Source organism: Clostridium sp., assembly GCF_036642255.1.
Taxonomy (GTDB): Bacteria; Bacillota; Clostridia; order Clostridiales; family Clostridiaceae; genus Clostridium_J.
This window is the reverse complement of the sequence record NZ_JAVWDJ010000044.1, coordinates 15,808-28,680: the sequence shown is the minus strand read 5'-3', so window position 1 is coordinate 28,680 and position 12,873 is coordinate 15,808. Positions and strand designations below refer to the sequence as shown.

The window sequence follows — 12,873 nt, the reverse complement described above, 5'->3', positions numbered from 1 at the left end:
GAAATTGCAAAAACTCTGGAACTAAATGATATTGTTGTGAATTTTGAAAAGTTTTGTGAATTAGACAATGTAAGAATACCAGAAATATTTTTAAGTAACTTAAAATCAGCCACCAATTGGATTAAGAAAAAAAATCAAATTGAACTATTATTAAGTCACACCTTAAAAAACATAAGGGCAACTGGACTTCATACAGCTATTCATTTTTGTAATCTATTAAAGGTAAGTGCAGTGGAAACAGTGAGAAAAAGGGCAGGGTTAGCCATACTAAAGATTATGCCTGAATTAACCTTGCCAGAGAGAAATGAAGTAGCGGTAGAACTTTTAAGGGCTCTTGAAATTGATGAACATAGATTTACTGAATATATACCACCACTTCTTGGAGAAGTAATATTATGGCTGGAACCAAAGGAATTCAATGAAATCATTGAGGACTTTAGGTTCAAAATTAAAGCCTCCCAAGAAAATATCAAACCACTAATTTTAAAAACTGTAGGTGTGTGTGTTTCAAGTTATGGAAAATATGAAGGTAGATTTAATGAAAGAAAAGAAGCTAGTTACAGACGTCTAGTAAGTATGGTAGGAATACTGTTAAATGGGCTTGGTGACTATAAGATAAAGGTTAAACAAGCAGCTATAAGCACCTTAGGTAAGGATATTTTTGGATCTAAAACCTTGAACCTGGAAGAAAAAAATATTGTATTTAAGCTCATTGCAAAAAAAGTTCTTACATTAATAACTGATGATGAAAGAGATAGAATAATATTTCTAACGAATTCAGCAGCATTAAATAATATTTATAGGTTTATCTCAGATTATAGCTTTTTTCAAGGAGATATTAATATACCAATACCATCAAAAACAGCATTTTTTCCAGGTACCTTTGATCCTTTCTCTTTAAGTCATAAAACTATTGCAAAGGCTATAAGAGATATGGGTTTTGAGGTGTACCTTGCAGTAGATGAATTTTCTTGGTCGAAAAAGACACTACCTAATTTATTAAGAAAGATTTTAATAAATATGTCTATAGCTGATGAACTTGATATATTTGTTTACCCTGAAGTATTTCAAACAAATATTTCAAATGAGGAAGACTTAAAGAGATTAAAAGAAAACTTTAAAGATTCTCAGGTGTATTTTGTGGCAGGTAGCGATGTAGTATTAAACGCTTCTTGCTATAAAAAGCCTAGTTTAGAAAATTCTATTCACAGTTTTCCACATATTATTTTTGAAAGAGGAAAAAGTAAACAGTTAGAGGAAGCAAAGAAAAAAATACAGGGAGAGATAAAAGTATTAAATCTTCCTTCCACCTATGCTTCCATCAGTTCTAGTCAAATTAGAGATTATATAGATAGAAATCGTGACATATCTACATTAATTGATCCTCTAGTACAGCAATATATCTATGAAAATGGATTCTACCAAAGAGAGCCCCTAGAGAAGATGTCCCTAACTTCATCAAATGTGGATATTGAGTTTGCAGAGGAGATTACAGCTGATTTAATAGAGGATATTAGTAATTCTTGCAGGGATAGGTCGGTAATATTTGATTTGTTAACAGAACACTCAAAAACTACTGCTCCAAAGTTAGTAATTATAAAAAATAGAGAAAGTGGTGAAATCTTAGGATTTTCATCTCTTCATTGGGTTCGATCACACAATCTTTATAGGGAATTCCACTGTGAAAATGTTTCAAGATATATTCGTGAACATGGAGCAGGAAGACTTATTCTTATAGATGCCATGTATATAAATAATAAAGAAAAAAATAAATTTTTAGAACAAATATTGATTACTGAAACTTTGGCCTATGCTTTATCTAGGGATTACGAGTTCGCAATTTTCAAACCCAAAGCTGAAGAAGTGTATTCACAATCTTTGTTGAAAATGTTAAGTTTATATGGTTTTAGGGAAGTAGAAGGGTGTGAAGGAAGTGCTGAAACCTTAATGGTTGATATGAGTAATCCTTGCGTACTTAACTTAGATATGGAGAACATACTAAAGGAGCCCTTTAGAAGCAATAATAAAGTTAAGGCAGTAATTGCTTCCACAAGGAAAAAACTACAAGAAGCATTAGTGAGACTTTATCCAGGAGAGCTTGTAATATACTTCGAAAGTGATGTTCTTCATCAAAAGATGATTAAAAAGATTTGTAAGGAAAATGAAGTTTCGACTAAAATATCTCATAATAAGGAATATGGAGATGCCATGTGTGTTCCATATGGAGACATTTTAGATCGATATGTGGTTCCGAACACTGTAACAAAAGCATTACACACAGAAAAGTACTATAGCCCTGATATGAAAAGCTTTTTTATTGGGGAACCACCATATTACTTAAGTCTTGAGAATCAAGTTAAAATGATCAAATCCTTTAGTAGACCAGTAATACTGGTAGATAACATTCTTCATAAAGGATATAGAATTAAGGCATTAGACCCTCTCTTGAAAACAGAGGGAGTGGTGGTTAAAAAAATTATTTCAGGGATTTTATCTGGCCGAGGAAAAGATCTTATGGATATGCAAAATAGGGAAGTAGATACAGTTTACTTTATTCCAAAGCTTAAGATTTGGTTTAACGAAAATGCCATGTATCCTTTTATAGGTGGGGATGCTCTTTGGAGAGGAACTTACGCAAGAAGAAACTTAATTCCGTCAGTGAACTCTATTCTTCCTTACACATGCCCAGTGTTTATAAAAAATACATCTCGTAAAAATATCTATGAATTATCTAAGGTAGCTATTGAAAATGCTGTAGATATATTAAGAACATTAGAAAATGAATATCATTTGTTATACTCGCGTAACTTAAGCTTATCCTCCTTAGGGGAAGTGTTAACCACTCCACGCCGTCCAGATATAGGAAGAGATATGCATTATGACTTAGGCATTGCACCTTCTCATTACTTGCAAAATGATTTAGAACAGCTAAGTAGACTTGAAAATATGTTTCAAGATTAGTTGATGTATAAATTAACACTTGAATATAATTGTTGCCATATGAAAATTAAGAAGTTTATTTGCTTCTTTGGTAAAATTCCAAAGCTAATATGTAGAGTTCATGGAGCTATAAAGTATAACAATAATTAGTGCAAAAGAAAGAGGTAAATTATGTTTTATTATTTATACAAAGAAAAGCTTTTAATTTTAGCAGCAAGCTATAGTGAGATAAAAGGTGATTTCAAGGAAAGTTTTAATGTAACATTAAAAGAAATAACAGAAGAAGAAGCTAAGGGATATAAGGGGAAGATTTTTGCAATAAATCCCCTTAATCCTAAAGTTTCTAGGAGAAGTTTCATAGTTAATCACGTGGAGTTTTTATTTATTAAAGATGAGAGCTTAAGACTATTAAAAGTTCCTAAGAAAAATGAAGAAAATATTCCACAGTGGTTAAGTGAGGCAATAGAATCTAAGAGAGTGATTTCAGTTAATCCTCTCTATCCTACCTGGGAAGAGGTACTAAACTACAAAGAAACACAGAAGTGGAGAGTAAATGTAGTTGGTCTTGGAGATGTGGGAGGAACATTGCTTACAGGGTTAAAACTATTAGGTTATGAAAAAATTAGCTCTTTAGGACTTTATGATAGAGATGAAAATAAAATAAATCGTTGGAAGTTTGAACTTGGTCAAATATTATCCCCAGATATGAAGGAAAGAAATATAGAGATAATAGGGCTTAAAGAAGAGGAAGTTTTCAACTGCGATATGTTCATCTTCTGTGTTTCTGTAGGAGTTCCGGAGGTAGGAAAAGAAGGGGAAGATGTAAGACTAGTGCAGTTTAAAGGTAATGCTAAAATCTTAGGAAGCTATGGAAGAAAGGCAAGAGAAAGAGGCTTTAAGGGAGTTTTTGTAGTGGTTTCTGATCCAGTAGATTTACTTTGCAGGACTGCATTTGAGGAAAGTAATAAAGATGAAAAAAACAATATGGATTTTAAAGGCCTGGCGCCAGAGCAAATTAGGGGCTACGGACTAGGGGTTATGAATGGTAGGGCATGTTATTATGCCAATGAAAAGGCAGAAACTAGGCAGTATATAACTGAAGGTAGAGCTTTTGGACCTCATGGTGAAGGATTAATAATTGCTGATAGTATAATAAATTACAATGAAAAGATTTCACAGGATCTCACAGAAAGAACCAAAACTGCCAACCTAGAGATTCGTGGCACTGGGTTTAAACCATACATCGCACCAGCATTATCGTCAGGAAGTTTATCACTGCTTGCAACCATAAATTCTCAGTGGCATTATAGTGCTACATTTATTGGCGGAACCTTTATGGGTTGTCGAAATAGATTTTCTGAAGGCTGCACCGAAATTGAAACCTTAGACTTACCTCAGAATCTTTTTAACAAGTTAGAATATACTTATAACCTTCTTGATCAATTATACAAATTATAGAGGTAGAGTTAATGAGCGACAAAATAATAACTTTAAATCCCAATTGCCCCTGCACAAGAAAATGCCCAAGACATGGAAACTGTAAGGAGTGTAGGGAGAACCATGAAAACAAAACCACAGACACTTGGTGTATAAGAATAGAAAAAAAGAAGAGCAGTAAAAAATCCTAATTTACTTTAGTATATAAATTATAAGAACATAGTATTAATTATAATGAATTAAAAACCTAGCGCTTATAAATTGTAATTTATACTTTAGCTTATTTACCTGCATCACCTTAATAGGAAAATTTAAACAAAACTTATATGGCAAAGGGGGTAATTATGAAAGAATTATATGTAATTTTGCCAAATAAAAATATATCAGTAGTTTTAAACAACATGCTTCAAGCTGCAATAAAGGATATTAAATATACTATTGTTGATAACTTGGACTCTATACCTGACCTACAAAATAAAAAACTATTATTTGTATCACAGGTTAGCAATGTAGGCACAGATATTTTCATTCTAGAGTTTTTTTCAAAATTAATGCAAAAGGGAAATCATAGTCTTAAAGGATGCACAGGTGCTGTTATTCTTCATAGTGAAACTGAACTTGGAACTAAGAGAACAGCGCAGGATATAATTTTTCTAGCTAATAACTTAGGGTGTGGCTTTATTGGTCATCCTCTTATAGAAGCTATAAGTACTTTAAAGAATTTTCTAACATGGCAAAAAACTTTAGATATGTCTTTAGAGGAAATATGCTTGAAGAATTCACAAGAACTAGTAAAAAGATTAATGGAAGATAACTCAGTGATTTTAAAAAATCCTAAAATTGTAGCCTTATACTCTAGTCCACATAAAACCTCAAATACTTTAGATTTATGGAGAATGGTATCTAAGAATTTAGAATACTATCAGGTCAAGGAGTTACAAATTGAAGCTGGAGAAGTAAAGGATTGCCATGGTTGCGCCTATAAGTTATGTACTCACTATGGGAACAATAATAGATGCTTTTATGGAGGCATAATGACAGAAGAAGTATTGCCTTCTATAGAAGTTGCAGATGCTGTGATATGGTTGTGTCCTAACTATAATGATGCTATTGCAGCAAATTTAACTGCCGTGATAAATAGACTTACTGTGCTTTATCGCCAAATGTCCTTTCATGAAAAGAGCATTTTTGCTGTAGTAGTTTCAGGAAGCTCAGGAAGTGATTCCATTACTAAGCAACTTATTGGTGCTTTAAATATAAATAAGGGATTCAGACTTCCACCTTATTTTTCTCTTATGGCAATTGCTAATGATCCAATGGCAATCTTTAAAGTTGAAAATATAGAAAATCATAGTAAGTTATTTGCTGAAAATATTAAAAGTGGAATAAAAATATTAATATAGAATAGTGCGTTAAAAGGCTTCCAGTATAAATTTATACTGGAAGCTTTTTATTCTAATATATGAACTTCTAAAATGAATTTATGAGGTGCTTAAAGTGATATTTTATGAAAAATAACCAAATATATTACTTGATAAGATAATAACAATAAATGGGTGAATTAAAACTAAATATTTCAAAAATTATGAATACAAATGAACCAATACGAGAAAATTCTACTAAAAATAAGAGCTAAGCTTAATTAATCTGTAAAATTTGGTTAAAAAGTTAACGCGTTTTCTAAAATATATGTATCTTTTTGGTATATTATGTTATAATATGGAGAATTATGATGAAATTATAAATTGATATGGGGGAAAACGAAGGTGAAAACAAAGAATCGTATAACAATAAAAACTAAACTAATGGTTAGTTTTATGGCAATGTGCTTAATTCCACTAATCGCATTAGGAGTTACAAATTATCTTAATTCTCAAGGAATATTAAGTAAGAAATTAGAGGTAACTAGCTCACAAACTTTAACTGAGGTTAATAGAGGACTTACTAATTATTTCCGTGCTATGTCTAATCAAGTGAAAACACTTGGAGCAAATTATAACTTTGTGAATGTAGATGATAATGAAGCAAATTTTGGATTTGCAAAATTACTATTAGCTGATGTTCAAAGTAGTGATGAAGATATATTAACAGTATTCGTTGGTACTGAATCAGGAAAGTTCGGAATTTATCCTGAGTCAGATATGGGTGCTGACTATGATCATAAAACAAGAGAATGGTATACTTTGGCTATGGCTAAAAATGGAGAAGTTATAATTACACAGCCTTTTAAAAGTGCATCCACAGGAAAATATGTGGTAGCTATTGCAAAGGCCATAATAAAAAATGATAAACCAATTGGTGTAGTAGCTATGAACATAAATCTAGAAAAACTATCTAAGAATATAACAGATGTTAAAGTTGGGGATAGTGGTTATGTTTTTGTTTCCGATACCAAGGGGATAATGATAGCGCATAAGGATTCAACTCTAATCGGTGGTGATTCTCCTACCACTATAGCTATATGGGATGAGGTTAAAGCAAATGCAAAAGGATTTGGAAAATATGAGTTTCAAGGAAAAAATAAATTTGCATCCTATGATACTAATGAAGCTACAGGGTGGAAGTTAGTGGCTCCTATGGATGAAATGGAACTTATAAAAGATACTAATAGCATAAGAGATACGATGCTTATCACTGTACTAATAGTACTTATAGCTTCTATAGTGGGTTCGTTACTTTTAAGTAAGGGCATATCCTCAAATGTAAATAAACTGAGAGATGCTTTTGGTAGTGCGTCAAGTGGTGATTTAACAACGTCAGTACATATTAAATCTAAGGATGAATTTGGTGCCTTAGGTGAAGACTTCAACTCTATGATAAATAATATTTCTTCATCTTTAAAGAGTGTAGAAGCCTCTTCAAAAGTTGTATTAGATACGGCAACAAATTTAGCAGCTATGTCTGAGGAAACTTCTGCATCTATCAATCAAGTATCACAAGCAGTAGAAGAAATATCTTCAGGAGCTACTAAACAAGCAGAAAGTTCATTAGAAGCCGTTACTAATATGGAAGAGTTTTCACAAAGATTAGATAAAGTTACAGTGTCTACTGAAGAAATGGGAGAAATCTCTTCAAGTACACAAGAGTTAAGTTCTAATGGATTAGGAATGGTTAAGGAGCTAACGGAGAAATCTAAAGAAACCAAGTTATCTGCCATAGAAGTAAGTGAAATTGTAAGAGATGTTAACAGTAGTATGTTAGAGATTAATGCTATATCAGATGCTATATCTCAAATAACAGAGCAAACTAATCTTCTATCGTTAAATGCATCTATTGAAGCAGCTAGAGCGGGAGAATCAGGAAGAGGATTTGCAGTTGTTGCTGATGAAATTAGAAAGTTAGCAGAGGAGTCTAAAAATTCTACTGAGAAAATCAGAAGGATTGTTGAAACTATTCAAAGCAAGTCAGAAAAAGCAGTTAAGGCCATAAATCAAACAGAAAAGACTGTTGGAGAACAAGAAAATGTAGTGATAAAAACAGAGGAAATATTTAATAATATTATAAATGGAATTTTCGTTTTAACAGATAAAGTACAAGAGATAAAAAATGCAACATTAGATATAAATTCGAAAAAAGATTATATTCTAGCAGGAATAGAAAATATATCTACTATATCTGAAGAAACAGCTTCTGCAACAGAAGAAGTAGCTGCTTCTACAGAAGAGGTTAGTGCATCTATGACTGAGTTCACTAACTATGCAGAAGAATTACAAGAATTATCTCAGAAGCTACAGACTGAAGTAAGTAAGTTTAAGTTATAGTTTTAATCATATCTATAGTTAGAAAAGGCTGATAAGGAATAAGTATCCTTATCAGCCTTTTTATCTCATTATATTTAAATATACAAGCAATTAAGCACCAATAACATGTAGATTTTCCAGTAGTTTCAGTATTAAAAAAATATATAGTGATACGAAGAATATGAAGGAGAGTTAAAAATCACCTTAGTAAAAGGCGTTTATCTATTAGTTTAGAGAAGGGTTTTTCCTTAGGTATTAACTACGGAGAAAGTTAAATATTTATAGAATAAATTTTCAATTAGATTTAATAAGAAAAACTTATTTGACATTTAACTAAAAAACAGAAGGAGAGAATTCTATGAGACCCATTGAAGAAGCATCAAGACATTCCATATACAACAAAAAAAAGTTAGAAAAGAGCACTGAATGTGCATGTTATCATTGCTTGGAGTTATTTAAACCTGAAGAAATTACTTCATGGATAGATGATGGAAGAACAGCATTATGTCCTTATTGCAATGCTGACAGTGTATTGGGGGATGTATCGGATTATCCACTAGATAAAGAAACGTTAGAAAGCTTAAACAAGTATTGGTTTGAAGTATAAATGAAAGTTTAAAGATTAAATTTGATAATTTGTTCATAAGAGTTGTTTAAGATTTAATATTAATACTGCATTTTATTAAAGCACTTCGATATTATAGAAATTTCTATAATATTCAAGTGCTTTTACACTTAGGGTATACTTAAAATAAATATAATAATAATGTAATTTTAAACAATATGAAAGTTGAAATAAAATAAATAACAAGATACTTAAAATTGATTTACATAATTGTCTAGATGTTTTAAGAAGTTTAGACAAACTTCAAGAAAGGTATTACAATAAGTTTATATAAAGGTTGAAAGTGAGGAAATGAAATGAAAAGATGCTCTTGGTGTAAAGATGATGAACTTTATGTAAGATATCATGATGAAGAATGGGGAGTGCCTGTATTTGATGATAAGAAGCACTTTGAATTTTTAGTGCTTGAGTCTGCACAAGCAGGATTAAGTTGGATAACCATATTAAGAAGGCGAGAAAATTATAGAAAATGCTATGAAGACTTTGATGCAACTTTAGTTGCTATATTCAATGAAGAAAAAGTCCAACAACTTATGGAAAATCAAGACATTATAAGAAATGAAAAGAAGATAAGAGCATCTATTAACAATGCCGAAAGATTCTTAGAAGTACAAAAGGAGTTTGGCTCTTTTACCAAATACATATGGAGTTTTGTTGACAATAAACCAGTGATAAATCATTGGAGTAGTGAATCTGAAGTTCCAGCTAAAACAGAACTTTCAGATAGGATAAGTAAAGATTTGAAAAAAAGAGGGTTTAAGTTTTTAGGACCTGTAATAATATATTCGTATCTTCAAGCAACCGGAATAATAAATGATCATGTAGTAGATTGTATTAGGCATAAGGAAGTTATAATTAAATAGTATAAGAAGATTCTAATTGAAAAGTCAACATAGAAACCCTAAATTAAGGTGTTATATAAAATAAAATAGTATTTATTTAAGCTTATCTATATAAGATAAGCTTTTTATATTTAGAGATATGAATTATATAAAAGTTTTAAATGAAAAATATTTATGTAGTAGTGTGAAAAATTAATATAAAATACACAGAAAATAAAAACATATACCATAAGAATTTTTTTGGTACAAGTTATATATATATTATGTAATGAGCATTTTACGGAGGTAATATATATGTTAAATTTTGTACCTTTAATAGTAGTGAATATTGCACTGATTTTATTCTTTTGTCATATGTTTTCAAACAGTGTTGAAAACCTAGGGAAAAGACTAAAGCTTGGAGATGGGGTGGTTGGAAGTGTACTATCCGCAGTAGGCACGGCACTTCCAGAAACAATGATTCCTATTATTGCAATTTTAAGCCACAAACCTTCTAGTAGTGGAATTAGTACTGGAGCAATTCTTGGAGCTCCTTTTATGTTATCTTCTCTGGGTTTTTTTGTGACTGGTTTTGCTGCCATTATGTATTCGTTAGGAAGAAAAAGAACGTTAAAGTTAAACCTTGATAAAGAGATATTCATGAGAGACTTGTCCTTTTTTATAATTGCATACATAGCAACAATGATATTTTCATTAACTAAAAATCAATCTATCTTTTATTCTGGAGCTACATTTTTAATATTATTATACTTTATCTATATCGTTAGAACTCTAAAACATCAGGGAAGTAATGAAGAGTCAGCCCCAATTCTTATGATAAGTAGAATAACTAATAATGATGGGTTAACCTTTATTTTAATTCAACTTTTGCTTTCACTTGTAGGCATAGTTTTATCTAGTGAGGAATTTGTTGATAATATTAATAGATTGTCCACCACATTGGGGATGTCCTCATTTATTTTATCCATGATAATATCACCAATAGTCACAGAACTTCCAGAAAAATTCAATTCTATAATGTGGATAAGAAGCAGGAAGGATAACTTAGCGTTTGGAAATATAACAGGTGCCATGGTGTTTCAAAGCACCATTCCCATCGCTTTTGGACTTGTAGCAACAAATTGGGCATTAAATGCAACATCACTTTTAATCATGATGCTTACACTTATATCTGCTATATTTCAATACATTTATTTAGACATAAAAGGTGAAATAAATCCTTTTATGTTAACTTGCAGTGGACTTTTATATGGTACGTTTATTTTTATAATACTATAGGCAATGCAAATAGTACTAAGTTCATTTATAGGTATTATCAATTATAAAAACATCTCAACTTATGATAAGATTTATTATGGATTTTGATGCACTTTTTAAGGTTTTTATTCTCTATTTATGAAATCAAAGTTTTTAAATATAAAGTTGGTATAGCCTTATATTTCAAATTAAACTAGCAGCTGACTAATTACATTAATAAACTTCAAAGATTTCAAACTACATATATCATATGTATCCTGTAAAATGTTATAAAGGTTAAGAAATTAATTATCTAAGTACCATAAGGAACCATAATGAAGAACAGAAACCTTAAAATTTAAGCTATTTATCACTAAAAAAGTTATAAAACAGGGAGATAAAATAATGAGAGTAATGAAGAGAAAACTTCTTGCAGTGGTATCCATAGTAATTATAGGCATATCAGTGTTTTCAGGTTGTAACACAAAAGATACAAGTAATACTAATATTACTAAGGACTCATCTATTAACAAAGAAATTAACGTAGGGCTTATAAGTGTAGATGAAAGTTGTTGCTCCACACCTGTGGACAAGCAACAAGGATTTCAAACAGACCTTTGGGATGAAATAGGCAAAAGATTAGGGTATAAAGTGAATTTCAAGTCATTAAAAGAAAGTGAACTAGCAAATTCAATTGATTCAGAAAAAATTGACACAGTAGTATATAAATTTCCTACTAATGATGAAAATGGAGAAAATTACAACCACACATTACCTATAATTGATAATGGTATAACTTCAGTAAATCAATATCCTTTTGGAAAAAATCCTAAGGATGAAGCGTTAATGGAAGAAGTAAATAAAGCTATTAAGTCCATGAATGAAGATGGAACAATCAAAAAAATATCAGATAAATGGTTAAAAGAAAACTAATAAAGGTAAAAAATAAGTAAAAGTAACCCCTTAATTATCCCAGGTATAGTTATAAATTTAACATGTACATATAAAATCATTTGATGTATAATAAATCTGGAGAATTTATGTTAACTATGTAAAATTATTGATTATCAAGTAATTTAATGTAAGTTATCTTAAATGTCAGTGTAATCAGTTAATAATGGGAAAAGAGGAAGAAAAACAATGAATAAGTTTCACGTGCTAATGTATCATGAAATTATTAAAACAGAAGATTTTGATACAAATAATAATTCAATAATAAAAGTTAAACAAGACTATAGGGATGTACTTCCTAAAGTTTTATTTTGCTTTTTAGAGGAATTTGAAAAGCAAATGGAATATCTATATGAAAATGGATACACCACTTTGAAATTAGAGGATGTTATAGATTTTTACTATAATAATAAATCACTGCCAGAAAAATCAGTGCTTTTAACCTTTGATGATATGTATAAATCAGTGCTAATGTATGCTTATCCAATTTTAAAAAAATATAAATTTAATGCGGTGGGATTCGTGGTATTAGATTGGCTATTTAATGAAAGTCATCAATATTCTAGTAGAGAATCTGTTTGTCAATCAAAAGAAGAACTGGATATTATGAGGGATGTATTCCAATACGCAAATCATACAAATAGTTTGCATACAAGAAAAGATGAGAAAACAGCATTTCAAACCATAGATAAAAGTACTTTTAATATGGATATTTTAGAATGTGAAGATTTTGTTGATGTTAAGAATGTGTTTGCTTATCCTTTTGGTGGTTATACACAAGAAAACATACAATGGCTAAAGGAATTAGGTTTTTTACTAGGATTTACATCAAGTGGTGGAGAAAACACAAAGGATATTAATCCATTAGAACTTAATAGAAATGGTGTGCTTTTACACTATGATTTAGAAGAATTTAAAAATATATTTAATAGCTAATTCACATGAGGGTGAAAAACCCTTAAGAAATGCTTTCATAAAATACTTTTATTTCATATCAACATAAATATTGAATTTTCTCCTAAACTTTATGAATAAGTTCTAAAGGTAAATGAATTATTAAGATAATGAACATTACTAAGTTGTTCATAAAATAAATTATTCA

At 30.4% G+C, this 12,873-nt stretch carries 9 protein-coding genes and 1 pseudogene; all 10 read left to right on the top strand.

The genetic code is table 11. The annotated features are described in order from the left end of the window. A pseudogene (locus tag RR409_RS17220) lies at positions 1-2,961 on the top strand (cytidyltransferase); the annotation flags it as partial. A 150-nt stretch (positions 2,962-3,111) separates the two neighbouring features. Then, positions 3,112-4,398 carry a lactate dehydrogenase gene (locus tag RR409_RS17215; RefSeq protein ID WP_332559007.1) on the top strand — a complete coding sequence of 429 codons (1,287 nt, stop codon included), beginning with the start codon at positions 3,112-3,114 and terminating at the stop codon, positions 4,396-4,398. 11 nt (positions 4,399-4,409) lie between these two features. Continuing rightward, positions 4,410-4,568 (top strand): hypothetical protein, encoded by a 159-nt coding sequence (locus RR409_RS17210; protein ID WP_332559006.1) that lies wholly within the window; start codon positions 4,410-4,412, stop codon positions 4,566-4,568. A gap of 153 nt (positions 4,569-4,721) precedes the next feature. Further along, positions 4,722-5,780 (top strand): NAD(P)H-dependent oxidoreductase, encoded by a 1,059-nt coding sequence (locus RR409_RS17205; RefSeq protein ID WP_332559005.1) that lies wholly within the window; start codon positions 4,722-4,724, stop codon positions 5,778-5,780. A 363-nt stretch (positions 5,781-6,143) separates the two neighbouring features. Then, entirely contained in the window at positions 6,144-8,138 is a 1,995-nt protein-coding gene (locus tag RR409_RS17200; protein ID WP_332559004.1) for a methyl-accepting chemotaxis protein, read from the top strand. 337 nt (positions 8,139-8,475) lie between these two features. Next, positions 8,476-8,724, top strand: coding sequence for a cytoplasmic protein (locus RR409_RS17195; protein ID WP_332559003.1), 249 nt, complete (start codon positions 8,476-8,478; stop codon positions 8,722-8,724). 314 nt (positions 8,725-9,038) lie between these two features. Beyond that, entirely contained in the window at positions 9,039-9,605 is a 567-nt protein-coding gene (locus tag RR409_RS17190; protein ID WP_332559002.1) for a DNA-3-methyladenine glycosylase I, read from the top strand. Positions 9,606-9,878: 273 nt separating this feature from the next. Next, a complete protein-coding gene (locus RR409_RS17185; RefSeq protein ID WP_332559001.1) occupies positions 9,879-10,862 on the top strand; it encodes a sodium:calcium antiporter in 984 nt (327 codons plus the stop codon). Between the two features lie 363 nt (positions 10,863-11,225). Next, a complete protein-coding gene (locus RR409_RS17180; protein WP_332559000.1) occupies positions 11,226-11,753 on the top strand; it encodes a transporter substrate-binding domain-containing protein in 528 nt (175 codons plus the stop codon). A gap of 207 nt (positions 11,754-11,960) precedes the next feature. Beyond that, entirely contained in the window at positions 11,961-12,707 is a 747-nt protein-coding gene (locus RR409_RS17175; RefSeq protein ID WP_332558999.1) for a polysaccharide deacetylase family protein, read from the top strand. Positions 12,708-12,873 lie beyond the last annotated feature (166 nt).

Coding starts and splice junctions, on each gene's coding strand:
- RR409_RS17215 (WP_332559007.1), top strand. CDS start 3,112: ATGTTTTATTATTTATACAAAGAAAAGCTTTTAATTTTAGCAGCAAGC.
- RR409_RS17210 (WP_332559006.1), top strand. CDS start 4,410: ATGAGCGACAAAATAATAACTTTAAATCCCAATTGCCCCTGCACAAGA.
- RR409_RS17205 (WP_332559005.1), top strand. CDS start 4,722: ATGAAAGAATTATATGTAATTTTGCCAAATAAAAATATATCAGTAGTT.
- RR409_RS17195 (WP_332559003.1), top strand. CDS start 8,476: ATGAGACCCATTGAAGAAGCATCAAGACATTCCATATACAACAAAAAA.
- RR409_RS17190 (WP_332559002.1), top strand. CDS start 9,039: ATGAAAAGATGCTCTTGGTGTAAAGATGATGAACTTTATGTAAGATAT.
- RR409_RS17185 (WP_332559001.1), top strand. CDS start 9,879: ATGTTAAATTTTGTACCTTTAATAGTAGTGAATATTGCACTGATTTTA.
- RR409_RS17180 (WP_332559000.1), top strand. CDS start 11,226: ATGAGAGTAATGAAGAGAAAACTTCTTGCAGTGGTATCCATAGTAATT.
- RR409_RS17175 (WP_332558999.1), top strand. CDS start 11,961: ATGAATAAGTTTCACGTGCTAATGTATCATGAAATTATTAAAACAGAA.